Genomic DNA, 23,188 nt, shown 5'->3' with positions numbered 1-23,188 from the left:
TTCCAAGTTCTCTCAGGACAGTATTCAAACTACATTAGTTTGTTCAAAATGTGCAGGAGTCTTTCAGAAAGAATTTCCAATCGCGCTCGAGGGGCTTACGAGCCAGTTCAAGTGTCCTGTGTGCAATACCATGGGTGAAGCAGACCTCCCGTACAAGGAAGGCGAAGAGCCGGAAAAGTTACAAGAGGACCTGGAGGAGCCTGAAGGTGAGGAGGAAGAAGTTGAAGCGCAGGGTAGTAGTGGTAGCAGTAGTTAGTTTTAGACGGACAATACCGCTTGGCGACCCTATTTGAAATCAAAATCCAAGATAATAGAGTCTTTTACGTGATAGATACTCTCCTTCATAATGGAGGAATTAAAGGAATGACTAAAGAAATAATCATTCACGATCTGATCATCTAACTCGACAGCGGGACTGCGATATACTCTTCTCCAACTCTTTCTACAGTCAAGCTGACTTTTTGTGTTCGCTCTCTCAGCTTTGCCTTGTATTTCAAGTTCCTTGGCCTTGTACGAAGCCTGTACCCGCAGCATGGACACCAGAGCCCATCCCATTTCATAAAAATTTCACAAATCTGGCATCGCTTTTGTCCAGAAGCGTATCTTCCTATGCCCATTGGTTTTTCAGCCTTGTGACGGATGCAAATACCCTTGCAAGTCATCATGTTACCGTCTCAGGCATGACTTTTAATTGTTCACAAAATATACGAAAACAAAGCATAATTGTTCAAAAAATCACAATTGCCGAAAATGTGACTGGATTGCCCCATATGGATAAACACTAACCAAAGTACATCTAATTGTTGATTTTGCACTCCAACAGCGAAGAGGAGCAGAAGATAGGTATGCTATAAACTCGTTATAGTTCTTTTCGTAAAGATTTTGTGTGGTTAAATATCGCAACCGAATGGAAATAGCTGCCAAAATTATCGAAATTGCGCGCAAGAGAGTTACAAAAACTAGCATAATGTATGGTGCCGCTCTATCGTACTTTCAACTAAATGATTATCTCGAATTCATGCAGGCAAATGAGCTTTTGAAATATACTCCAGAAAATAGGCTGTACCATACTACAGAGAAAGGAATGCGCTTTTTGAATGGATACCAAGAGCTTCAACATATGTTATATCCGAAGGAACGTGAGGAGTTGTTACTCAAGAAATCAAAGGTGTAATTCTGTCAGATAGGTCATGATTGATTGCACAAAAACAAGAGAATAAACGGGTTTGAAATGAAGCTGTTTCTCAGGTTTATATCACAAGCCGGAGAAAAGGCCGTCCATTTACTTATATGTCAAAAGAGAGAATATGACGAACGTGGTAGGCGGATGGCTGGTAATAACAACAACAATTCCAAGAGGAAGACCGAAGTCATAACGTTTCGACTAGAATCGGACCTTGTTGATCATCTGAAGGAAGAATCAGAAGAGGAAGGAATGAGTCTTAATTCGCTTGTGCGCAAAAGCCTAATCCAATACCTGTGGTGCCATTCAGGCGCTGCCAAGGGAACGATGGTACCTACTTCCAAGTCAAGATTCAAGGCAATAATGGAAGAGCTCTCTGAAGACCAGATACTGAAGGTTTCTGCAGCCAATGACAAGACGAATCCCAAGTCACTGCAGTTCATTTTACATGGTGAATACACTGAGCAGGCCTTGGCTGAAAGCCTAGAGATATGGTCGATTGCATCGCGATTTGACTTTATAAGAAGGACGCTAGATGATGGCCAGACGTACATGTCGGTTCGACATGGCATGGGCTACAAGTGTTCACTTTTCTTTTGCAACACCATAGTCGAAGCGATTTACAATGCCTCTGGCAAGCGTCCAACCGCAACTATTTCAGACGACTCGTTTGCGCTGACTGTCGACGGTGTGGCGGCCAAACAAGTGTTACGCTCTCCAACAATACGCCAAAAGAACCTAAAAGGAGAAGAAATGACCTAGGAATGCACATCTAGCTCCCTCAAGATATCGAGTTGAGTTGCCCTATTTAGCACCAGGGACACTAGAAAAGAAGGAATAACAACAACTGCTTAAACCCGTTTAAATTATTATTGTGAAAGCTCAGCGTGGCATATCGTACTAGGATAGAGATAACTTCAAAGATCCTAGAGATAGCAGTAGGTGGAGCACTAAAAACTAGGATAATGTACGGTGCATACCTGTCATTTCCTCAGACAAGAGAATACCTCGACTTTCTGCAGGAAAAGGGTTTATTGGAATATCACAAAGACGATAAACAATATTGGACTACAGAGAAGGGCAAGACGTTTTTGACTGAAATCGTAGAGATGCAGCAGCTATTGACTCCCAGCAATGAAAATGCCCTAATGCTTGCAGACTGATGCGACACCAAGAGATTTATCGATTTTTTTCTCTTGAATACTTGCTTTATCCACGAAACGTTTTGAATCTTGAAAAAACAGTCAAAGCCTTCTTGGGTCCATTGTTTTCCGTGTTTTTGGCGGACCTAAAAGTGGACCCAAGTGTCAGTGTAGCATCTGGTGGTTTTGGTGAAGTGGATGGCAACTCCTTAATACTATGATATCGAATCCAAATTGCTGCCTAAATAGCCAACGTTGGAGGCGCTGTTCTTTTTCGAACGGCTCGTTTTTGTTGAGGCACCTTCTCCGCTCTGGGAAAGGTGACAAGAGAAAACAAAAAATGAGTGCATCTCTCCATGGTTAAAAGAAAATCGCGTCCGAACAGCTCGGATCATACCCAGCCAGACAACCGTATGAGAAGAAAAAGAATCTCCCTTTCATACTTGGATAAGCAGATACTGCGAATTCTGCTTTCACCAGATGGTGGCAAGGAAACCTCCAAAGCAATTGCAAAGAATCTGAATATTCCTACTACCACAGTTCAAAGACATCGGAGGAAAATGGAAGATAACTGGTTGACAATGAACTATGACTTTGACTTGAAACATTATGGATGGCGTAGGGTGTTATTTTTTGTTGCAACAGCAAATGGCAAAACTGCCGCTATTGCAAACAATCTTGGCAAATTGAATCACGTTATCTCCGTAGACAAAAGTATAGGTCAATTCATGATTGACCTCCACTTGCTTGCAGTGGTACGAGATAATGGGGAGATTTTGGAATTGATTGAACATATAAAAAGCATGGACGGCGTAAAGGAAGCAATGTGGAGTGAACCGGTACAGACCATGGTGAGAAAGGCGGCAGTGCCGGAGGATGTTATCGATTCGCTCTAACCGAATGTTTCTTTTCTTTGCGCGTTATAGTTGGTGGTTGGTTACTTTTGCATATATATCGTCACCAGTTGTTCAACCAGCGAGGCTGGATTGGCGTTAGCCTCAAACAGACTCTTGTCAGAGGCGGCAGATCATATGATGTTATCACCAGATCGAACCTTTGGTTTCTATCCTCGTTAAGAAAACGGGGTCGGTGGAATACACATTACGAATTGATTGGGAGAAATGTTCTCCCAATCACTTGGTAACTCATTATTAGTTTAATGACGAGGAAGGAGCATATATGGTGTCCAAAGAAGTACTCGAAGAAACAATAGGCGAATGCTTGGGCCTAGAAAGGGCCGCACAAAAAGCTGTAGAAGAGCTTGACTCAAAGGGTTTACTCAACGAAGAAGTGAAGACCAAGGTAATCGGGATGAAGGAAGAAGCAGGAGAACATGAAGAGAAGCTACAAACACTGATCGCAACCGTTGCCGAATCTGAAGGACTAAACTCAGATAGCATTGAAGAACATGCACAAGAAACTGTAGAGAAAACATCAGAGATGATGAAGACGTATCTCGGTGAAGACCCTAACGAACTTGATGCCCTTGAGTTCCTAAGCATTGCTGAAGGTGGAGAGGTAATTCATTACCAGGTGCTTAGCAAGCTTGCAAGCAAGGTAAAGAACAAGAAATTCGCTACAGGTGTAAATGCGATCTTGAGACAGGAAGATAGACATATGCAATTGTGCATAAAACTAGCACAGAAAGCAGCGGCTGCAGAGAAGGAAGACGAGGAATAGAAAGAGAGCAGATCCGTCGGCTTTTTCTTCATGTAAAGAGTCTTTCGCGTAATGAGTTTTGGAAATCTGGTAGATAGAAATTGGTCATAACAAGACGCTCTAGCCAAACTACGTTTCTTTTCAAAGTTGTCAACTACCCTAAGTCAAAGCCGTATTGCTGCTTCCAGCACCCATTTGTATTCTGTTTACGATGATCCTTCTCAATGTCAAATAGTCTTATTGGAAAAAAGACATTGATCCCGTTGCTGATAGTCACAAGTCTGGCTATTGGCACGTCGGCAATGGCGACTCCGCTCGCATTCGCACAACAGCAGCAAGGGCAGTCAACACTCTCTGGCATCATAACAAGCACCCAACTTAATGATGCAGGCGTTTCCCAATGGCTGTCTGCAGGTTCATGGAAACTGGTAACTGACAAGCCAATCTTTGAAGGAAACAACCAGACAAAGCCGACAGTAAAGAGCTTTGACGCCATCATAGATATGGTTTCAATTACAGACGGCACGAAATTCCATACTCATCGCATCTCTGACTTTAAGCAGACCGACGTATTGTACATGGGCAACAATAACACTGTGTTTAACGGCACAATGACTGTAACGACTGAAAATGGACCGACACAGCATGTGGAAGGGTTCCTTCAGTTCCAAAACAACATGATGTCTGTGTGGGTTAACCCTGGAAAGGTAGGAAACCACTTTGGCCCAACGCCTATTCACGGCATGATACTCAGTCCGGAGAAGCTGCAGGAGATACAGAGTATGGAAGCGCAGGAACTACAACAGGGAGGACAACAACAGCAGCAGCAACAACAGACAAGCAATAGCACGATGCCGGGACGGTAGAGTAGCTTTGGATGCCTTTTGGCATCTCCTTTCTTTCTTTTTTTCGCCTAGGAGCCAATCTTCTCATTGAAGTCTTATTCACATAGAAGTTGAATGTCCGCAATTAAAGTACATTTTTTTGAGATTATCGAATACATATGTATATGATCATGCATTCGACTGACATGCAGGTGACATTTGCGAAGAATAGTTCACTTTCTGATGGGAGGAGCTACTGCTGCTACTACTTCTTTCCTGCCAATAACTTGAACAATTTCGCTCCAAATCACATCGCGAACTCCATACATGGCCTTTATATGCTCAAGCATGTCTAGGATTTCTCCATTGCAACTCATGAATGTCTCAATCCTCAAGTCAATCGTTGGTTGCCCTATGCTCCTGCTGGCAGAGATTACTTCTGGGCATTTAAGTAACTTTTTCCCCAATGCCATAGTCATTCCATGCGAAGTAGAGATAAAGAAATCTACTTTGCGTTTCTTTTCATTCGAGACAAATAGTACGGCCTTCTTACTGTTCCTTATACTCACATTTTCAATTAAACGTGGTTCCTAAAATAATTGATCTGTGAAAAATTCAAAAGCTATTACATTATTCGTGCAAATCATTAGTTAACCAGCATCTACGATGAGTATTAATCATTTGTAATGTTTTGTCAATCGTCACTCATCTGTCTGCACATGTACCATCATTCTTCTCTACCTAGATGCAGGTAATAGAGATGGTCTTGATTATTGCCGAACCTCCCAATACCGCTGAAAACAATTCGCTCCAAGTTCCAATGGCTTCGTACACTATCTGATACAAAATAAGTGCGTAATGAGCAGAACAATCCATGGACAAATGCACGGCAAGTCTTCGGTCGGGTTGTTGGATATCTTTAACATGTCCGACTAACACATGTCTAGACCTGCGAATCAATCATCAAATAATTCACATTAAAATCGAATACTGTACCTCAAGAAACACAATAATGTACATGTCTTAGTAAGAAATTTACTGGTCAACTTAATACTTGGACAATTCTGTGCAGCGACATGGTAAATCGAAACGTGATGCTGGGAACCATACTCGCTCTCGGAGTCCTTGTGGCAACAGCGAGTTTTACTGTTTCCCAGATTTCCGCACAACCTAGTGGAAATATGCAGCAAGGGACAGAACAAAAGAAAGGCAACAGCAACAGTACAAGTATGACTATGCAGAGTGGCAGCAGTGACAATGGTGGCACATTGAATCAGAATGACGAAAGGCCATCAGTTCAATACCAATTGAACAAAAAGTACCTTGACTATAAAGATGGTGTGGCAACAGTACGGGTGGGCGGGGGCGGCCATGTGGCGCCGTTAACCATGTTCTTTCCAAATCATGTTGAAATCAAGGTAGGAGAGAAAGTGGCATTTTACAATCCAACAAGAGTCGGCGAACCACACACCGTGACATTCATGTTTGACAACAGTACGTTTGCTGACTTTGCAGCGCCGTTTGTCATCGATAACAGCACGGCCATCAAATCTGCGGTTCCTAATGCAAACGCAGAACCTGTGATCATGCCCGGCCAGAACGGCACTAAAGTAATTGTTGCGTTGAACAACCGCTCGTTCATGCCAAGTGTAATAGACTCGTCAGGAAATGTAACATATCTTCCACCTAACGGCAACTACACAATCACTGGCACAGAAAAGTACGTAAACTCTGGCTGGATATGGCCAAAAGGAATGTCGCCTCCTGGACTGCCGCCAATAGATTCGTTCCAAGTTGCCTTTAGCAAAGCGGGCACGTACAACTACTACTGCCAGGTACATCCTTGGATGACAGGAGACGTTGTTGTCAAGTAGGAGGCACCAACTTTATCCCCTCTTTATTTTTTCAAATCTTTATTCATTGCTGGGGAAAAATCCTTTTCTGCTCTTCTTAATTTGTTCAGCGTCCGAGGATCATTCACATGATCTCAGGGATTCGAACTCGATTATCGGATTGACATCTATAGTCGATTCCAGAAGCCCGTTCTCATGCTCTTGTCGGCCGTGAGATACTCCCTGTTGTTACGCTTTTTGAAACTCTATGATCAGGCCCGTTTTAGCGCCTGCTGCCTCTATAGTACAGCATTCATTCTTTTCTACGGGCAGCGATTCTAATACGGCACCACACAAAGGACAGTGGGAAATATTCTTTGCATTGTCTAGAAGTGATGATATCCAATAACACGAATTGCATAGCAGCAAAGTAGTCTTATGATCTTTAGCCTGCATCATAGGGAACCAAAACCAAGAAGGCGGACATATAAAAATATTCTGTAATTGTCGTATTTTTGCTCTCTCACTGCGAAAGATCGTTCTTGCCTAGTCTGCACACTCTTAAAGCCTCACCTCCATCAGGGACGCTCGGCAAGATAGCCCAACGGCCTGCGTTCTTCACCTTCGGCTTCTACCTCCATTACGGGCCAGTCATCGGACATTGCCTTTAGTCCAAGTTACTGACCGCCTATTCAACATGGCTAAACGGTAAATCTTAGCCAACAGGTATCGCCGTCTCTCTCACTGACCTCCCAATAGTTCAATAAACTGACCGCTTTTGTGAAAGTTACTACAGAACCGCCCAAATTCTGAAAGAAATTCATGTGTAGATGTTTACTTCTCTTTCCCTCCTCCATGTTTCTAGTGGTCAACGAAAAAGAGGCTCAAATCAAGTTTCATGTAGGTTCTTCATGAATGCAACAGTCACAATTATGTTGGATACAAACTGCCGCATACTCGTGTTGACAATCTAGACAGATACATTCATGACATGTCAGTAGTTCCGCTTCCATGATAGAATGCCTCATCTATTTTATTTAACGCGCACGGATAACAGTACGAGGTTGCATCTCTATATGATGTTGTTAGTTCAATCCTCTTGCCCAGAGAGCAGCGGGTCCATACTTAAATAACACGGCTTTCATAATAGACTAAAAACTCGACCCGCACCAGCTCGTTCCTCACTAAGAACCGATGCGGGCCAAGGATTAGACGATTGCGCTGGCCATGTTCCAACGGTTGCTGGCTCATAAAATACAACAAACCGTAAAGCATGGCCGGCTATTCTTTACCTTGCTGACCCGATATTAAGCATAACTCTGCCGGTGTATCTGTTTAAGCCATATTATTTTTCCCTGTAACTTGCTTCCCAAACATCATCCTGAAGCTTGTCGCATGGCACTTGGATCCCTTGGGATCATTACTCGTTTTAGGCATCAGACATCGTTTTGATTTTCGTCTGCAGCTATCCTGTATATCATCACAGTTTTACAGGTAGCAAGAATGGACCGGCCCGGCCTAGTAAGTGCGGGCTTCCTGAAAAGCACCGAAAGAGAGCAGCACTAATCACATGCCAACAGCTTCAGCCCCTATCTCTTGTCTAGAGATTGGCTTTTTCCCAGGCATACATATTGTTTAGTTAATATCAAAAAATGTTTGTACTATCTTGCTGAATTTTTCGGGATATTGGTGCATCCATCCATGCCCTGCACCTTTTATCTGTACAAGAGATGCCAAAGGAATCTTTCAATTATTGTTCATCATTCTCAAATACAACATCATTAAATACAACATGAGCGTTATGTATCTTGATGCTGTAAGAAAAGCAGCATCAGTGAAGTTAACTAGAAACAACTTTTCTGCTGTTTAATGGCAACGATCGGTCGGACAATGCGCTAACTTCAAGACCACGCGAGATGAACAAAAAATGAATAATAGTACGAAGAAAATAGATCAGATAGAGAAGGTAAACAAGAATACCACTCCCCATAGGTTGCGCAATGTGGATTTTTTTATTTCGACCCGAGGAGGCAAGACAATGGCAGTCGCAAGAAAACTGCTCCTTCGCAAGGACGTACGCTCCGCAAGTAGGTCAATCAGCCCAAACAACATCGACTTGAGGGTTGAAACCAGTTTGAAAGGTAACGAGGGGATTTTGAGACTGCTTGAAACAATCAAGGGGATGGAAGGAGTAAGAGAGCCAGTGTGGAAGGAGATCGTACAGGTGATTGAAACAAAGAAAAATGGAGCTATCCGACCGTGAGTGAGTAGGCTGATCATCTGCCATATCGCCTTTTTTCAAGGATAGCAAACCATCCAATACTGCTTTAATATTAGTGAGATGTACTAGAAGCAAGTATAGAGATATTGACAAAATGAACCCTCTCTTCAAAATTAGACAAGCAAATACTGAAAATTCTGCTTTCATCAAATGGCGGCGGGATAACTTCGAAAGAAATAGCAAGAAAGCTAAGCATTCCTGCTACCACAGTTCAAAGGCGCCGAAAACGTCTAGAGAATGAAGTTTTAACGGTGAACTATACCCTCGATCTCAAAAGGTTCGGCTGGCATAAAATCCAATTCTTAGTGGCCACAACAGCCGGTAGGACGACGTCAATTGCAAAGGAAATAGCCAAGATGAGTCATATTGTACATGTTTCAAAAAGCATCGGTCACCATGCTATTGACCTTCACGTGATTGCAGTTGTTAATGATAATACGGAATTGCTGGATGTTATGGAACAGATAAAAAGTGTAGATGGCGTCAAGGATGCAATATGGACAGAACCCGTACAGCCAATATCGTCAAAGATGTCGGTGCCGCCAGACGTTCTTGACAGCCTATAAAAAAACGAGCCGTTCGCTGAGCATGGAAATCCGACGCGAAATGCAAAGACCCTTTCTGATAGAAAAAACGATAAGCAACATCCTCTATGCTCAAGTTATCCCATGGCCAAAGACGCTCTGTTGGTGTTAAATGATCTCTTGAAAAACAACGTTGTCTCTTCAGAGCTGCTCCCCGATATCATCTCCAGGTACTCTGAACTAAAAGCAAGTTTTGACAAAAACCCCTACGGGGAGGCTCTAAAGCAAGTAATGAATAGCGTTGACAGGTCATTCAAGTCCGTTGAGGAAATGGTTCCCTCTTCTCAGATCCTTCTCCTGGGCGTGGCCATAAACCTAGTAAAGATGGAGAAAGCACAACAGTCCCAAAAAATAGACTTCTTTTCCTTTCTACCAAATACCGGCATGAAGAAATGCTCAAAGTGTAACATCCTCAACATACAAAACGCGAGATTCTGCTATTCATGTGGTGAGCAGCTCTAGTTAGCGGAATGCCTATTTCATGATGGCTCGAACATCTGGACAGGTGACTCTGTATGTCAAAGAGTCAATTTCCTTCTCCTCCTAATGCTCTTTTATCTTGTTTCGGACATACTCCATCGCCTTCTCAGCATCCTCCTTTCCTTGTGCTATCAGCCTTTCCATGCTTCGTTCGGAAAGGTCAAAAAATTTGTTTGAAATGCTATCAATGTCTGACTTGCATTCAATCCGAACTATTTCTTCTGCCAAGCCAACCCTACCTCCTATTACGTCCAGATAATTTCTTGTTTTTCCATCGCGGCCGCGGCTTTTGGCTTTACTCTGGAGCAATTGATCATATCTCGATAGGAAATCTCTTCTTTCTTGCTCGTTTTTGATACTGGTTAATGCGCGAGCTTTTACCTCATTTATCATACCAACAAGGTCCGAGATTAGCATTGATGTTTTTTCATCGTATTCAGTCTTGTCAGAAAGTTGTATATCATACAATCGACCCTTTATTCCGTCATAGTCTGTTGGGACCATCTCGCTGGCATTCTCTGCTCTGGGCCATACGCTTACTATAATGACTTCAAGGGCAGGAACTTTAGCTTCAGGATTGCTGTGTCCTATTACCTTGTACCAGTAGTCTCTGTGGGCATGCAGAACCTCCCTAAGGGGAGTGTTGCTAAGGACTCCGCCGTCACAAAGCTCTTCGTCTCCTATTTTTTCAAACCTGTAGAATAGCGGTACAGAGGCGCTTGCGAGAACATGTTCCGGCGTGATACCTTTATCGTAGTGTAAAAGCCGTTTCCTCTGGACATCAGACTCCTCCTCCTTTCTATAGCGCCCAATTTCGGATTGTGTGGAGTAGCTATCGAAAGTAACAGTAGCACCGTCTTGTACATCGGTTGCCACTAGCAATAGTCGCGGATCCTCAATTGTATTTTTGATTGGAAATCCAAGTTTGCCAAGTGTTTCTCTTAGACCGTCATTCTTGGATTGATACCAGATGTTATTTGGCAATGAACCATAGTCAAAGAATCTATTATCCGGCTGGGGTTCCGGTCTTGAGAATATACCAGGGGCGCCTTCCAAAAGAAAATGTTTCGCCGAGAAATACCTCCTTGCAGCTTCACTACTAGCAGCCATCGAGTCACCACGATGCTCTTCATCCCACCACCGTGTTTGAAAGGCAATATCCTTGTCGATGTTAAATGAGCCACCTGTCCAGTATTTGGCAACGCTATCACCCGCCCCCTTCCAAGTTCCGTTATCCCTATAGAAAATAGCCAATAGGGCCGCGTTAATTGCACCGCTTGACGTCCCGGCGATTATGTCAAAAAGTGGTCTTGCCGTTTCATTCTTTAATGCATCAATTTTCGGCAATTCTTCAATCAATACTTGGATAACGCCTGCGTCGTATGCACCCAATGCGCCCCCACCCTGAAGTATTAGGGCCCTTTGTTTATCTGGGATGTTGGAACTGCTCATTTCATGGTCTCGCCAAAGTGCAAGATCGAGAAGAAACTATTAATGACTTTTGACGGCGTTCCATGGTTTTCAATGGTTACCAACGTCAAATTTCTTGTGGACGACCATTCAGGCCCAATCAAGCATCCATTCGATTCCCATTGGCGAGAGGATTTGTCTAGTTTCTGATTGAACTTGCCTGATACAGCTGAAGCGATTCGCTCCGCAACTTGAAGCATATCGCCGTCGTCATCTACCAAAACCCGCTGACGAAGAAGCGCTTTTTGAGGCCAGGCGTGACTCATTTCTCTACTCGTGAAATTTCTTTAGAGGGGGAGGAGTGCCTACGGCAGGTAGACAACCATTCTGTGCAAAATTTTTCAAATTCTTCTTGAGGAGAACTAGACACTCAGCCTCTGTAGGAACAGGTGCCTTGACTTTGAACTCCGAGCAATTAGCAATTTTGTTAATGTAATCTATATTCATCTTTATGATCGGATTGACGACAGAGTCGGCGTATTTGCTCAGCGCAAGTTTGGCAATAGGAAACCAGGGAGAAGGAGTCTTGTTACCAACGACTTTCCATACGGTACTTGTGAAAAACTTTACTAGCATGGCCTCCATGATATCTTGCCCAGCATCATCGATATGCTGAAGCGTTATTTGTCTAATATCCTCAGAGCCAAACTTCTGCGATTTAACACAATCTTTGGCTGTCTGGATCTTGTCCTTCATATCTTGAAATTCGAAGCCGGCTACAGCGAAATCGAAAGACCAGCCAGAGTACTTCCAAACCTCATGGAAAAACTCTGCCCCTGTCCCACTGTATGTTCCTTGAAGTTTCCATATCTCCATTATAACCCCCTCTACGGTGTCTACCGCCTTCTTCACACCCTTACCCGGTATCGGTGAACCAGTTACGGGACCGGGATTCTTGCCCGAATCATCCACAAAGGTAATTTTGGGAGCGGTAGGATGGTCGGCCTGATTCACCACAAATGCCGCATCGGTTAGAGATGAGGAATCTGATCCTGTCAGTTCAACTGGGGTGATGAAATTCCATTTTGAAATCATAGTTCGGTCATCCGGGAATGTCCTTTCATGTTGAAGGTTTAACATGGGAAAGTCAGATTGTTGAATGTCTTCCACATCCTGATCAGTTGGCATATATTTTCCGTGAGGCTTGAAATTGATAGTGATATCCACCTCTAGTTTATCATTTGGAAATACTCTGCCTTGATAGCCTGTTCCATTTACAAATGTGAGCTGCATAGGCCCGATTCCCGGGATTTCGACAATTTCGCCAACCAGTGAATTCTGACCATCATCAGCAGCGGCAGACGCAATGGTTCTTCTGAAGTTCATTATTACTTGACCGCTGCCGGAAATCCCTCCTTGCACATTTGCAAACAAAAGAGCTAGTGAGCAGAATGCAACCAACAAGGTTCTAAGGGTAAAAATTATGATTGACGTCAATCTTTTGGACGCTCTTGAATCCAAATGAGGCTCTCACTATTTAAGTAATGTCTGTGCTCATCTGCCTTCACTTATATTAGATTCCGCATAACATGCAAGAGCAGACTTAATAAAGAGAGACCAGCATGCAAGTTACGCTGGCACCTTTTCAGAAAAGACCGCAGATGTCCATTTTTGCATTCGTGGTAGCATTCTTCTTCTCAACCTTGGTGGCAACCATGCCCCCGGGAATCACAAGAGCCCATGGTGACGGTTCCGCAGCAAATATTTCGACAGATAACGCCTCCGAAACAATCACCCATAATATCGAAAATACTAGATCGACGTCTGTCCCACAGGAAACAATGCTGCACGCAAGGTTGAATGTTACAATGTCCCAACACCTCGCCGAACAGAACGACCCGATTCCGATGGCAATGGGAGAAAGGGTCTTCGGTAATGCCAATATCCCGTTGGACATTATTCTGTGGGGTGCTAGCAGTAATGCTAGCTCGAATCTGATAGCCACCTTAACTAAGGATCCTTCTCACGGTGTCTTGAGTTGGACAGGCTCTGAAAGTGATATGGTTACATATACACCTGACCGGGATTACGTAGGTGAAGATCATTTTAGTTTTAAAGTTAGCAATGGAGAACATATCTCTACACAAGAAGCTACTGTATTCATTTACCTGAACCATACAAATGTTCAAACTGCAAAATTCGCGTCATCTCAACAATTCAGACCCGGGGGACTGGTAAATTTGACAGCAATGGGTCAGTTTGCGAATCCAAGGGTCGCAGAGAGTCGGAATGGAAATGTCTATCTGGTATGGGAGGATGATGGCAATGGAGGCGACATCCTGTTCTCCAAAAGTGAAGACGGCGGAAATTCCTTTAGCAATCCGACAAAGGTGAATACAGACGGCGGAGCTAGCAGTCCACAATTAGTAGCATCTGGAGACAACGTCATAGTGCTTTGGAACAAGCAGCCCAATATGGTTGAATTGGCAACAAGCACAGATGGAGGGAATTCATTTGGCAACCAATTGGTATGGGGTGAAGAATCCAACGACATAGGCGGAGCTCAGCTTTCAGCAATAGGAGAGAATAATGTATTGGTCCTCCTTTACGGACTAACTGATGACAGTCCTCATCCGATATTTCTGGCGAGAAGCAATGATGGAGGACGTTCATTTGGCATTCCTGCGGTAGTTACAAACAATGCAACTATCACTCTTGACAAAATACCCCAAATGGTCACGAGTGAAAATAAGATTGTCTACGTGGCATGGCATACAGGCGACAAAATGCTGTTGACGCGAAGTACCGATGCGGGAATCACTTTTGGCGAGACACCCCACGGACTCTTTAGTCCATGGACTTGTACAGACAGCTTGCGTTTAAGCGCCGAAGCAAACAATGTGTACGCCACTTGTATCATAGAAGCAGAAACAACTGTAGAAGGAGCAACTCCAGGAACTCATGCATATGTACATTATCGAGTCCTCATGTATTCAGGTAGTAGTGACTTTGGGACAACATTCAGTCCCGCGTCGAGTTTGACCGCATCTCAGGACAATCAAATGGGATTCCTTGTTGGACCGGTAACTATTTCATCTGGTGAAACCGACGCCTATATTGGATATAACCAGAATCTGGATAGATCATATCTTATCAGAATTTCTGATAACCAAACCAATTTTCACAAGCCAGTTGTTATAGGAAATAACGCGGCTTCTGAGATTCTCGCGGTTGGAAATCATGGTAGTCAGGTTTACCTTTTAGGAGTCACTCGCTCACCTCACTCCAGTGGCAACGAAGTTCTATACTTTACAAGTAGTCTGGATCAAGAAAACTCTACCTTTGAGACCCCGATAATACTAGATATGAATGACACACATATCATGCCGGAGGATGTCGGCGTGGCTTTGTCTGCAAACGGCTTTGACATTGTATGGGCAAGGGAAGCGGATTTCAACACCATTATTCAATTCACGCGGATTGCGTTCCCTCTAGAATCCGAACAATTAGCCAAAGACCGGCCTTCCACAACGCAAAATAATGAAAATGCGATCCCTCCTCCTTCTGAGGGCGAGGAAGGTGAGTTAACCCTATCCTCACCCGCAGATATACAATCACTAATTGATAATGGCACCCTTCTCTATAACAGCGGGGATTTCGAGGGAGCACTGGGAGAGTATGTGAAAGCGATAAAGATTGATTCGCATAACTTGAAAGCATGGAATGGCGTAGGTGCTTCTCTTATCCATCTTGGAAGGAATGATGAAGCCTTGACAATATACCCTTTAATCCTAAAAAATGACCCTAATTTTGCGGAGGCATGGAATAACATGGCTACTGCTCTGATTAATCTTGGCAGGTATGATGAGGCTCTGCAGGCAGCCAACAAGGCGATTGAAATTCGACCCAACTATGAGGATGCCTGGATTAATGTAGGGACAGCTCTTGACAAGCTTGGAAGGCCCCAAGACGCCTTGCAGGCGGCCAACAGGGCACTAGAGATTGATCCGGATAATGCGGTAGCATGGAACAACAGAGGAGTAGCACTCGATGACCTTGGTCAGCATAAAGAGGCAATCGAGGCATATGACAAGGCGTTGGAGATTGATCCTAGTTTCTCGCTGGCCAAAGAAAATAGGGCTATTTCCGTTGGCAGTCTAAACACTTCAAATTCGAATCGAGGGTAAATTGAAAGCTGATCGATCCCCTAGCGGTTCTTAACCACTGCGTCTAACTTCATTCCATCTTCTATCTTTAGCCTCGTCTCCGGATTTATTGACTCTTTACTGCTTGGAGAACGAAGCTCATATTCTAACGGATCAAGTCCTGCCTTTTCCAATAACTCCACAGGGGTCAGCGAGTCTTCGCGGATTGGAATATCTTTGAAACCTACGGTAAACCATCTATTCTAATGATTCTGAACCTCTTGTTGCTTGACTGTGAGGGAAATTCCTCACACATTAGATACTGTGTGTGAACATTCTTTATCCAATGAACATACTTCCATAATGAACCATTTTTTGATGCAAATTACCATCGAGTCTCAAAGCTCAATTCTAAAGATGCGATGGGAAGTCATAATATAGACCAGATTTTGACATCAAGGGAATTATCTTTTCTTATATGAAAGAGTTACATGGCATTCATTCTTACGGAATGTCCCGTTTGCCGTAGTAGAGACACCCGAGAAGGAATCGAAGGAAAAAAGTGTCCTTCATGCATGAGAGGCATCATGAAGACCGTCAAGATACGATGTCCCGAATGTAACGGCAAAATGCAAAATGGATGGACTAGTGGAAACGGAGATGCAGAAGTTGTTGTTTACTTTTGTATGAAATGTGACGTGGGATTAGTCCAAAATTGCCATTATGCGAATTTCAGGTGAACGAAGGGAAATAAAGTCGCCTACAGAAACAATGGAGAATTTTCGACCTTTCAGCATCAAAGAGGCAGCCTTCTAGAATCTGGATAATAGCACTATAATCTATAATGGCTGTGAATACTTTTGCTAGTTGACTCTAACATTGTCAAAAAAAGGGGAGTGAAGCAGCAAAGGCGGCCGTACGGCCGCTGGTCATCTCATAATTCTCATAGAATGCAATGGCAATCTAGACACTCCTACCCGCTGTATTGGCTAAAGACCTGTAGGGATTTCTTTCAAACTACTTATCATGTCTCTGGCGGGTGGGAGAGAACAATCTACTAGCAAAACCATGAACCGTATAAAATTGTAATTAGTTTATTCTATATACGAAAGTCAGATTAACGCAGACCAGGGAAACGACAATACCGGGTGCGGTTATGTTCGTTAGACAAGTCGCACGTTTCAAACCTCGTCCCCTACTCTTTGCAGTTGCCAAGTTGCAGCTGTAGGGGCAGGTTGTTGACACTAGTAGTACGCCACTTGGCTGAACGGCAAAGAAATGCAGGTTCACACCCCGCCCCCGCTTGAGTCCGTGCATGGATGTGCTGCAGGCGGGGGCGCGTTAGACGTTAACGTCAAGATGCTAGAGCGATTGCTTTACTTCTAGAGATTTGCGATGTTAAACTGCAACATTAACCTGCAACGTTATACGAGAACATTCTAGCACACTTTTCAAAATAGATCGAATAATCATCTACAGCTTTATGAGACGGCGCCATATTTTTTTAGAGAATACTTGAGGTCTCTCAAGTCATCTATAGAACACCCATTTTATGTCGGTGACGGATTAATAAAATGTCCCAATCCTTTCTCCGATGAAAACTAGAAGAAGGCAATTTTCCATACTAGCAGCACCATTAGCTTTAATGGGTTTGTTGCTTGTGGCAAGTATCGCCGTTACGACAAACGCAAGACAACAGCAGGCTTTTGCGCAGAGCCAAGTGACTCTGAATGGAGCCGGAGCAACATTTCCATTTCCGCTGATAGACACTTGGAGGGTACAGTATGCAAAGGAAAACCCTAACGTGGCCTTGAATTATCAATCAATTGGCAGCGGCGGAGGCATAAAGCAGTTTACTGCGATGACGGTAGACTTTGGTGCTTCAGATGCGCCACTGTCTGAAAAACAGAGGTCTGCGCTCAAGGCAACGGCAGTGCACATCCCTGAAACAATTGGCTCCGTAGTTGCAGCGTACAACATTCCCGAAGTCCCACACAAGGGCGTAAAATTGACTGGACCCATTCTGGCAGACATATTCCTAGGCAGGATAAAGAAGTGGGACGACTCTCAGATAAAGCAGATTAACCCCGACCTTCCACTGCCCTCCAGGGACATCAACGTAGTTCACAGGGCTGACGGATCCGGCACCAGCTTTGTTTTCACGAGCTACCTCTCTCTGATAAGTCAGGAATGGAACAGCACGGTCGGTAAAGGAACGGCAGTGCAATGGCCAAAAGGGATTGCAGCTCCGGGCAATGAGGGAGTGGCAAATTCCATAAAGAACACTCCGTATTCCATAGGATATGTTGAACTGGCTTATGCGCTGACGACAAACATGTCCTATGCATCCCTGCAGAACAAGGATGGCAACAATTTCGTAGAGCCAACACTGGAAACTACTAGGAACGCCGTTCAAAACATGACGTCAAACCTGCCAAAGGGCGAAGAATCTTGGGAGTCGGTATCGCTTCTCAACGCGCCGGGTGCGCAGTCCTATCCAATCGCTAGCTTTAGCTACCTACTCTTGTACAAAGACCTGAGCACAAACCCGAACGTCGATGAGCAGAAGGCAAAAGACTTGGTCAAGTTTGTATCATGGGCGATAACAAGTGGGCAAAAGTACGCAGACGCGCTTGGATACGTGCCTCTCCCGCAGACAGTGGTGGACCACAACATGGAAACACTGAAGGAGTTGACGTACAAGGAGACGTCCCTTGCTGACCAGATAGTACAAACTCAGTAGCCTAAAGAGTCATTGCATCCAGAGAGAGAGAGGAAGGGAGGAGAGTGAGAGAGGAATAGTTGAAGGCGCATCTTTGACTCCTCCCGACCTCTACTTTCTCTTGTTTGGATACGTTCATTCCCAGGATGCCTTACTTTTTGTTTTTCTTGCCCTTGCCCTTCTTCTTTTTCTTTAGCTTGACCTGATGAAGAATGGATAAGGTATCTTGTGTTACTTTCTCTATTTGTGATAGCCTTTCCTCGAAGCTCTCCAGCTGCGACTGCATTTTGTCAATGGAATTAAGGCGTTCGTCGATAACTGATAATGTCTGGGCAACACCGGAAAAGTCTGCTTGTTGTGCTTCTATGGCTCGCATAATAGCCGTCGCCGAGTCGGATTTTCCGTTAGAGTTGCTGGTTGACTTCTTCGTAGTCCTCCTCCCTTTGCTCTTGGTCATCTTCTTTGACTTTGATTCTTCGGCCACTGGCGTTTCGTCTTCTGCCTCTTCTTGAGTTTCGAAGCCTGCAGCGTCTTTTACCGTATTCTCCTCAACAGACGTAGAACTTGACATCAGAAGTCTTAGTAATGTACGGAGATAAAGGTCTGACGTTATATTCGTCTATTTTAATGATGTGTAAAACCATCATATATGGACATGAGGTTCATTTAGCGATGAACGGGCAGAATAGTGATTTAGTAGCGCAAAGCGATTTGTATAGAAGTTTGAGTGCCGTCGCAAACATTATGACTGAGCCAAAGTCGGACCAGTTTTGGGCATGTGACAACTGCAAGGCTATTTTTCAAGCATGCTATTTGATAAAATATCATCAAGCTCTTACTAACCATATGGGCATTTTGGCCTTTAGTGTTAATGATTAGCGCTGCTAGGGGAGTAAGTGCAGTACTATCATTATCAAATGATTCTCGTCATCATCTTGTTTGAATGAATATATCTACTACTGCAACTACTTTGGGCAGATTTTTTACCGAGACACAAGAGACACGTTGCAGTTGTCGCGAACTTGACAATGGAAGGCGCTCTTCCGGCTCGTCATTGGCAGGATTGGCACCTTCCCAAGATTATAAGAAACGTTGCCCCTACCGTTGAATATCGACCCAGACAACAGCTAGGGGCAATTTGTGAAGCGTGTGCATCTCTGCATGTAACTTGCTCAAGCACGACTGCATACATGCTTGATATACAAACTTGCCAAACCGATTTTATTTGACTTTCCAACATAGTCTAAACGATCTACGAACATGACACATGTAACTTCCTACCAGGAAGCAGAGTTCTTCACTACGACTATTGCCCGTGGGGAGGTCTTGCTTGAAATTGTGTCTGCCCTGCCAGAGGATTTGGATTACAAACTTGGCTACAGAGCGAAATGAACGCACCTACCTTGGCAACACCATTGTCATTTTATCCAAATTACTTTAGCACAAACTAGTTCTCTAGAAACATGATTCTTCTTTACCTTGTACCGACAGTAGAGGAATAGCTGACTAGTAACCTTTGGCCTTTGTTAGATTGTGTCGCAAGCTCATTAGAGCCGGGTATTCTTCAAACTTAACTCATTAATATGATTTTTCACATTTAGTTCTCTGTGGATAATGATTACTATCTGGTAATGGTAGACTGCGCACAGTGTAAATCGAGCGCTCCAGTCAGGGTTGACAAGGGAAAATTGCGAGAGGAAGCCTTGACTGAGGAATGTCCAACGTGCGGAGTCAAAGGATACCTATCTCTAAAGGAAGAAGAAAAGGAAGTAAAGTAGTCCGCTAAAGAATTTTTATCTTTAGTTATTTTTCTGCTCCAACAACAGCAGAAGAAGAAGATGATGGCGGGGTACTCTCATGCTCATGCGCCAGTTCAGCCGGTTCGTTGAAATGTTGTGGGTGGCGCATGTTCAACCGGATTACAAAGAGCACTCCGGAAACACCGAGTACAAGATTGACAATTGCCCATCCATAACTCTTCTCCATAAAGTTGAATGCTGCAAGTATCAGAGATATGCCTGCAAGGACTCCGATTATGAGAGGCAGATACTTGAATATGGTAAATACGATTTCGAGAATGTGGATTAGCTTTTCCATCCTTTCAAGCTCCTCCAGCGGAATTGCTGCCATCCAGAAGGGTCTACGACTTCGGAGTATTAACGAGTTTACTACTGAATGTTAGTTGCAGTATTCGATTACCATTTTTTAAAGACTCAAAGTTTGAAATTACGACTATATTCAGGAGGAGAAAACACTAATGTACCCACATGATAATGCAAATAGAATAATGTTTACACGAAATCGCATATTGGCAACCACAATCGCGGCAATAGGAATCGTCTCTTTGTTGACCATCTCTATTTCAACCGCCATGTACACGCACAGTGCCGAAGCGCTTGAAAACATCCCTCGCAGAATATCGGGAAGCTGGGTAGAGTCTTCAATCCCGCACAACGCAGAAGGCCATCAATCGCATCAAGTAGTTCACTTTGTATGGCCGCAAGCTGGGCAGGTTTACGACGGCAAAGTGACGTTTACTGCATCAAAAGGCGTAGATATAATAGCAATCCATGACATTTCCAATCAAAAGGCCTCCGGAAATCTGATGGGAATAAAGACATGGAAAATGGAAGGCAAAACGTATGCTGTGACAACTCTAATGTCAAATGTCACATCTGGAACAGTAGACTTTGTTGGCTCTGAACTTCTGGCCCACTCTGCATCTAGTGACCCATACACCGTGGCGTTCTCGATCGATGCCATCACTATGAGAGACAATACGATGCACAACTTTATGGGCAACGTGACAAATGCCGCATAGTAAAAAAAACAACTAGAGATGGGCAGACCCAAGAACCTACATTTTCTTCTTTCTTTTTGTTCTCTGGCACCGTTATTACTCGTCAGGGTTATTGTTATTGTGAATCTTCAGGTGATATACTTGGGCTATGTCCCTAAAAGAAAGTAAGCCTATGATCTTGGATTGTTGATGATGAACTAGGATAATTTCATTGCCGGTAGACATTAGTATGTTAAAAGCATCAATCAGCGAATCAGACTCGGCTATTGTAAGAGCTTCACGGAGATTAACTTCACCCATGGTGGAAATTCCGGCTGCATTTGCTGCTGATACATCATAAAGTGTCGCCACCTTGACCTTCTGCTGTGGCAAAGAATAGGGTTCATCGGCCTGCAAGTCTTCACCATCATCTTCTCCTCCTCCTTTTCCTCCTCCAATAATTATTACATGCTCGATTCTGCCGGCTTCCATCTGTTCTAATACATCGCTGGTCCGAGCAGTATTGCGGACCAATACAATTTGTGAATTCATGGCATCACGAACCTTCAATGTTCGCAATACTGACATGTCATAGTCAAGTTTGTGCGCTGGCGAGTCTTTACGAGAAGTTACCTGGCTCTTGAATATGCTACTGTTTAGGCTTGAAGCGGCATATGCAACCACGGTGGCAATCATCATGGGGGCAAGCAGTCCATAGCCGCTGGTAAGTTCGCTTCCCATTACAATAGTTGCAATTGGAGTCTTGGCAGTGGCACAAAAAAATGCAACCATCCCCACAATGGCCGTTGCAGACACATCAATCCACAAGAAAAGACCAAACAAGTGAAAAAGGCCCCCCAGGAAAGCCCCCAAGAGACCGCCTATGACCATGGTTGGAGCAAATACGCCGGCACTACCACCGGAACCTATGGTCACGGATGTCGCAATTATCTTTAGCACCATAACCCCAAGGATTATCCAAATTGGCAAGAGCAAGGGGCTCCCAAGCATGGCCAGCTGAAGCCACCCGTAACTGCTTCCCAGAACCTGAGGTGCCACTATGGCGATGGCACCTACGGCGCCTCCCCCTATAGCAGGCTTGAGGTAGGCGGGTATCCTTAGGTTCGAAAAGAACCTGTTGACGTAATGAAACAGCCTCACGTATGCCATGCTGATGGCGGCAGAAACCAATCCTATGATTCCATACAAAAGTAAAGATTCTGGATGGCTATACTTGGCTGCGTCTTGAGGCAGAGAAAATATCGGGGCCCAACCGAGAATAAACCCTACAACAGTATATCCCGCTACTGACGCTATGACCGAGGGGACCAGAGCCTTAACTTCAAAATCTTGCCTGTAAAAAACCTCAGTACTAAACAGCGCTGCGCCAAGCGGTATTTTGAATATGCTCCCTATTCCAGCGGCCAGTCCGGCCGCAACTGCAATTCGCCTATCTGACGCATCAAACTTGAAAATCCTTCCCAGTACTGAACTAAAACCTGCTCCAATCTGCGACATTGGACCTTCAAGCCCTCCACTTCCGCCGCTACCAATCGTAATTGATGAGGTGATGGCTGTTATGAAGGGTATTCTCGCCCGGATATCCCCTTGCCTGTTGTGGAATGCATCAATGACAGAGTCGGTGCCGTGCCTCTCTTCTCCTCCTTCTCCTCGAGATTTGGTCTTGTAAAAGATAAGGCCGACTACAAGGCCGCCTATGGCTCCTACAATAGGAAACATCCAAGGCATCTGTAAAAAAAAGAATATTGTCCTCCTCGCTCGATTCCGGGCACAGGTGGAACGAATCCTGCTCCCACGTCCAGAAAGAGAGATGTGAAAAAGGCAGTGAGTATTGAAACGCCTATCGCGCTTGCTCCTGCAATGACTCCGATCAATATTCCAAATATTGACCATTTTTGAAGATAGGAAATATTCAGAAACTTGAAACTAGATTGGAAAGTTGACCATGATAGGATATTTACAATTTTCTTCATCTTTAAAAATCTCTTTTAGCTCGATTCTCATCATCTGAATGGCAGGATATAGATGGATTACTTACTTAGTCGCCTCTAAACCCTTAGGCATATTTAACACATACTATTTGTCATCATCATCATCATTATGTGACGTCCAGTCGCTTGATACTT

Annotated in this window: 21 protein-coding genes and 1 pseudogene; 15 read left to right on the top strand and 7 right to left on the bottom strand. The window is 44.0% G+C overall.

Annotated features, from left to right (window positions below; all coding sequences use genetic code 11):
* The first annotated feature begins 130 nt into the window (after positions 1–130).
* The 7 genes from ACYOR7_RS13885 to ACYOR7_RS13855 all read left to right on the top strand — a co-directional run bounded on the left by ACYOR7_RS13885 (position 131) and on the right by ACYOR7_RS13855 (position 4,850).
* On the top strand, positions 131–256 hold the full coding sequence (locus ACYOR7_RS13885; protein ID WP_479914322.1) for a hypothetical protein: 126 nt from the start codon (positions 131–133) through the stop codon (positions 254–256).
* Between the two features lie 651 nt (positions 257–907).
* A complete protein-coding gene (gene sso10a / locus ACYOR7_RS13880; RefSeq protein ID WP_479914321.1) occupies positions 908–1,174 on the top strand; it encodes an Sso10a family chromatin protein in 267 nt (88 codons plus the stop codon).
* Positions 1,175–1,327: 153 nt separating this feature from the next.
* Positions 1,328–1,945 (top strand): hypothetical protein, encoded by a 618-nt coding sequence (locus tag ACYOR7_RS13875; RefSeq protein WP_479914320.1) that lies wholly within the window; start codon positions 1,328–1,330, stop codon positions 1,943–1,945.
* Between the two features lie 125 nt (positions 1,946–2,070).
* A complete protein-coding gene (gene sso10a / locus ACYOR7_RS13870) occupies positions 2,071–2,346 on the top strand; it encodes an Sso10a family chromatin protein (RefSeq protein ID WP_479914319.1) in 276 nt (91 codons plus the stop codon).
* A 392-nt stretch (positions 2,347–2,738) separates the two neighbouring features.
* Positions 2,739–3,221 (top strand): Lrp/AsnC family transcriptional regulator, encoded by a 483-nt coding sequence (locus tag ACYOR7_RS13865; RefSeq protein ID WP_479914318.1) that lies wholly within the window; start codon positions 2,739–2,741, stop codon positions 3,219–3,221.
* 283 nt (positions 3,222–3,504) lie between these two features.
* Complete coding sequence (locus ACYOR7_RS13860; RefSeq protein ID WP_479914317.1) at positions 3,505–4,005, top strand: hypothetical protein; 501 nt, start codon at positions 3,505–3,507, stop codon at positions 4,003–4,005.
* 203 nt (positions 4,006–4,208) lie between these two features.
* Positions 4,209–4,850, top strand: coding sequence for a hypothetical protein (locus ACYOR7_RS13855; RefSeq protein WP_479914316.1), 642 nt, complete (start codon positions 4,209–4,211; stop codon positions 4,848–4,850).
* A gap of 191 nt (positions 4,851–5,041) precedes the next feature.
* Here the strand turns inward: ACYOR7_RS13855 and ACYOR7_RS13850 are convergent, their stop codons facing one another.
* The gene (locus ACYOR7_RS13850; RefSeq protein WP_479914315.1) at positions 5,042–5,377 is read right to left on the bottom strand and encodes a hypothetical protein; all 336 of its coding nucleotides are present in this window, start codon (positions 5,375–5,377) and stop codon (positions 5,042–5,044) included.
* Positions 5,378–6,076: 699 nt separating this feature from the next.
* On the opposite strand from ACYOR7_RS13850, the gene ACYOR7_RS13845 reads away from it, so the two are divergent.
* The 5 genes and pseudogenes from ACYOR7_RS13845 (at position 6,077) to ACYOR7_RS13825 (ending at position 9,967) form a co-directional block, all read left to right on the top strand.
* Positions 6,077–6,682 carry a cupredoxin domain-containing protein gene (locus ACYOR7_RS13845; RefSeq protein ID WP_479914314.1) on the top strand — a complete coding sequence of 202 codons (606 nt, stop codon included), beginning with the start codon at positions 6,077–6,079 and terminating at the stop codon, positions 6,680–6,682.
* 1,996 nt (positions 6,683–8,678) lie between these two features.
* Positions 8,679–8,903 (top strand): hypothetical protein, encoded by a 225-nt coding sequence (locus tag ACYOR7_RS13840; protein ID WP_479914313.1) that lies wholly within the window; start codon positions 8,679–8,681, stop codon positions 8,901–8,903.
* Between the two features lie 140 nt (positions 8,904–9,043).
* A pseudogene (locus ACYOR7_RS13835) lies at positions 9,044–9,151 on the top strand (winged helix-turn-helix transcriptional regulator); the annotation flags it as partial.
* 75 nt (positions 9,152–9,226) lie between these two features.
* Positions 9,227–9,487 (top strand): hypothetical protein, encoded by a 261-nt coding sequence (locus ACYOR7_RS13830; protein ID WP_479914312.1) that lies wholly within the window; start codon positions 9,227–9,229, stop codon positions 9,485–9,487.
* Between the two features lie 102 nt (positions 9,488–9,589).
* Positions 9,590–9,967, top strand: coding sequence for a hypothetical protein (locus ACYOR7_RS13825; protein WP_479914311.1), 378 nt, complete (start codon positions 9,590–9,592; stop codon positions 9,965–9,967).
* An 81-nt stretch (positions 9,968–10,048) separates the two neighbouring features.
* On the opposite strand, the gene ACYOR7_RS13820 is transcribed toward ACYOR7_RS13825, so the two are convergent.
* Together ACYOR7_RS13820 and ACYOR7_RS13815 are read right to left on the bottom strand one after the other, a co-directional pair.
* Positions 10,049–11,437, bottom strand: coding sequence for a patatin-like phospholipase family protein (locus ACYOR7_RS13820; RefSeq protein ID WP_479914310.1), 1,389 nt, complete (start codon positions 11,435–11,437; stop codon positions 10,049–10,051).
* A 288-nt stretch (positions 11,438–11,725) separates the two neighbouring features.
* Positions 11,726–12,892, bottom strand: coding sequence for a hypothetical protein (locus ACYOR7_RS13815; RefSeq protein WP_479914309.1), 1,167 nt, complete (start codon positions 12,890–12,892; stop codon positions 11,726–11,728).
* A gap of 125 nt (positions 12,893–13,017) precedes the next feature.
* On the opposite strand from ACYOR7_RS13815, the gene ACYOR7_RS13810 reads away from it, so the two are divergent.
* Entirely contained in the window at positions 13,018–15,582 is a 2,565-nt protein-coding gene (locus ACYOR7_RS13810; RefSeq protein ID WP_479914308.1) for a tetratricopeptide repeat protein, read from the top strand.
* A 20-nt stretch (positions 15,583–15,602) separates the two neighbouring features.
* Here ACYOR7_RS13810 and ACYOR7_RS13805 read toward each other — a convergent pair whose 3' ends face one another.
* Entirely contained in the window at positions 15,603–15,734 is a 132-nt protein-coding gene (locus ACYOR7_RS13805; RefSeq protein ID WP_479914307.1) for a hypothetical protein, read from the bottom strand.
* A 1,451-nt stretch (positions 15,735–17,185) separates the two neighbouring features.
* On the opposite strand from ACYOR7_RS13805, the gene pstS reads away from it, so the two are divergent.
* Positions 17,186–18,283, top strand: a complete 1,098-nt coding sequence (gene pstS, locus ACYOR7_RS13800; protein ID WP_479914306.1) for a phosphate ABC transporter substrate-binding protein PstS — start codon at positions 17,186–17,188, stop codon at positions 18,281–18,283.
* A gap of 130 nt (positions 18,284–18,413) precedes the next feature.
* On the opposite strand, the gene ACYOR7_RS13795 is transcribed toward pstS, so the two are convergent.
* A complete protein-coding gene (locus ACYOR7_RS13795; protein ID WP_479914305.1) occupies positions 18,414–18,833 on the bottom strand; it encodes a hypothetical protein in 420 nt (139 codons plus the stop codon).
* A 1,232-nt stretch (positions 18,834–20,065) separates the two neighbouring features.
* Positions 20,066–20,392, bottom strand: a complete 327-nt coding sequence (locus tag ACYOR7_RS13790; RefSeq protein WP_479914304.1) for a hypothetical protein — start codon at positions 20,390–20,392, stop codon at positions 20,066–20,068.
* A 178-nt stretch (positions 20,393–20,570) separates the two neighbouring features.
* Between ACYOR7_RS13790 and ACYOR7_RS13785 the strand changes: the two genes are divergently transcribed.
* On the top strand, positions 20,571–21,083 hold the full coding sequence (locus tag ACYOR7_RS13785) for a hypothetical protein (protein ID WP_479914303.1): 513 nt from the start codon (positions 20,571–20,573) through the stop codon (positions 21,081–21,083).
* A 75-nt stretch (positions 21,084–21,158) separates the two neighbouring features.
* On the opposite strand, the gene ACYOR7_RS13780 is transcribed toward ACYOR7_RS13785, so the two are convergent.
* Positions 21,159–22,781 (bottom strand): chloride channel protein, encoded by a 1,623-nt coding sequence (locus ACYOR7_RS13780; RefSeq protein WP_479914302.1) that lies wholly within the window; start codon positions 22,779–22,781, stop codon positions 21,159–21,161.
* Between the last annotated feature and the right edge of the window lie 407 nt (positions 22,782–23,188).

The organism is Candidatus Nitrososphaera sp. 86-2 (genome assembly GCF_056726185.1).
This window is presented reverse-complemented; position numbering and strand designations above follow the sequence as displayed.

What these genes read in the sequence shown, in the direction of transcription:
- ACYOR7_RS13885 (WP_479914322.1), top strand. Translation starts at nt 131, where the DNA reads ATGGGTGAAGCAGACCTCCCGTACAAGGAAGGCGAAGAGCCGGAAAAG.
- sso10a (WP_479914321.1), top strand. Translation starts at nt 908, where the DNA reads ATGGAAATAGCTGCCAAAATTATCGAAATTGCGCGCAAGAGAGTTACA.
- ACYOR7_RS13875 (WP_479914320.1), top strand. Translation starts at nt 1,328, where the DNA reads ATGGCTGGTAATAACAACAACAATTCCAAGAGGAAGACCGAAGTCATA.
- ACYOR7_RS13865 (WP_479914318.1), top strand. Translation starts at nt 2,739, where the DNA reads ATGAGAAGAAAAAGAATCTCCCTTTCATACTTGGATAAGCAGATACTG.
- ACYOR7_RS13860 (WP_479914317.1), top strand. Translation starts at nt 3,505, where the DNA reads ATGGTGTCCAAAGAAGTACTCGAAGAAACAATAGGCGAATGCTTGGGC.
- ACYOR7_RS13855 (WP_479914316.1), top strand. Translation starts at nt 4,209, where the DNA reads ATGTCAAATAGTCTTATTGGAAAAAAGACATTGATCCCGTTGCTGATA.
- ACYOR7_RS13840 (WP_479914313.1), top strand. Translation starts at nt 8,679, where the DNA reads ATGGCAGTCGCAAGAAAACTGCTCCTTCGCAAGGACGTACGCTCCGCA.
- ACYOR7_RS13825 (WP_479914311.1), top strand. Translation starts at nt 9,590, where the DNA reads ATGGCCAAAGACGCTCTGTTGGTGTTAAATGATCTCTTGAAAAACAAC.
- ACYOR7_RS13820 (WP_479914310.1), bottom strand. Translation starts at nt 11,437, where the DNA reads ATGAGCAGTTCCAACATCCCAGATAAACAAAGGGCCCTAATACTTCAG.
- ACYOR7_RS13810 (WP_479914308.1), top strand. Translation starts at nt 13,018, where the DNA reads ATGCAAGTTACGCTGGCACCTTTTCAGAAAAGACCGCAGATGTCCATT.
- pstS (WP_479914306.1), top strand. Translation starts at nt 17,186, where the DNA reads ATGGGTTTGTTGCTTGTGGCAAGTATCGCCGTTACGACAAACGCAAGA.
- ACYOR7_RS13795 (WP_479914305.1), bottom strand. Translation starts at nt 18,833, where the DNA reads ATGTCAAGTTCTACGTCTGTTGAGGAGAATACGGTAAAAGACGCTGCA.
- ACYOR7_RS13790 (WP_479914304.1), bottom strand. Translation starts at nt 20,392, where the DNA reads ATGGCAGCAATTCCGCTGGAGGAGCTTGAAAGGATGGAAAAGCTAATC.
- ACYOR7_RS13780 (WP_479914302.1), bottom strand. Translation starts at nt 22,781, where the DNA reads ATGTTTCCTATTGTAGGAGCCATAGGCGGCCTTGTAGTCGGCCTTATC.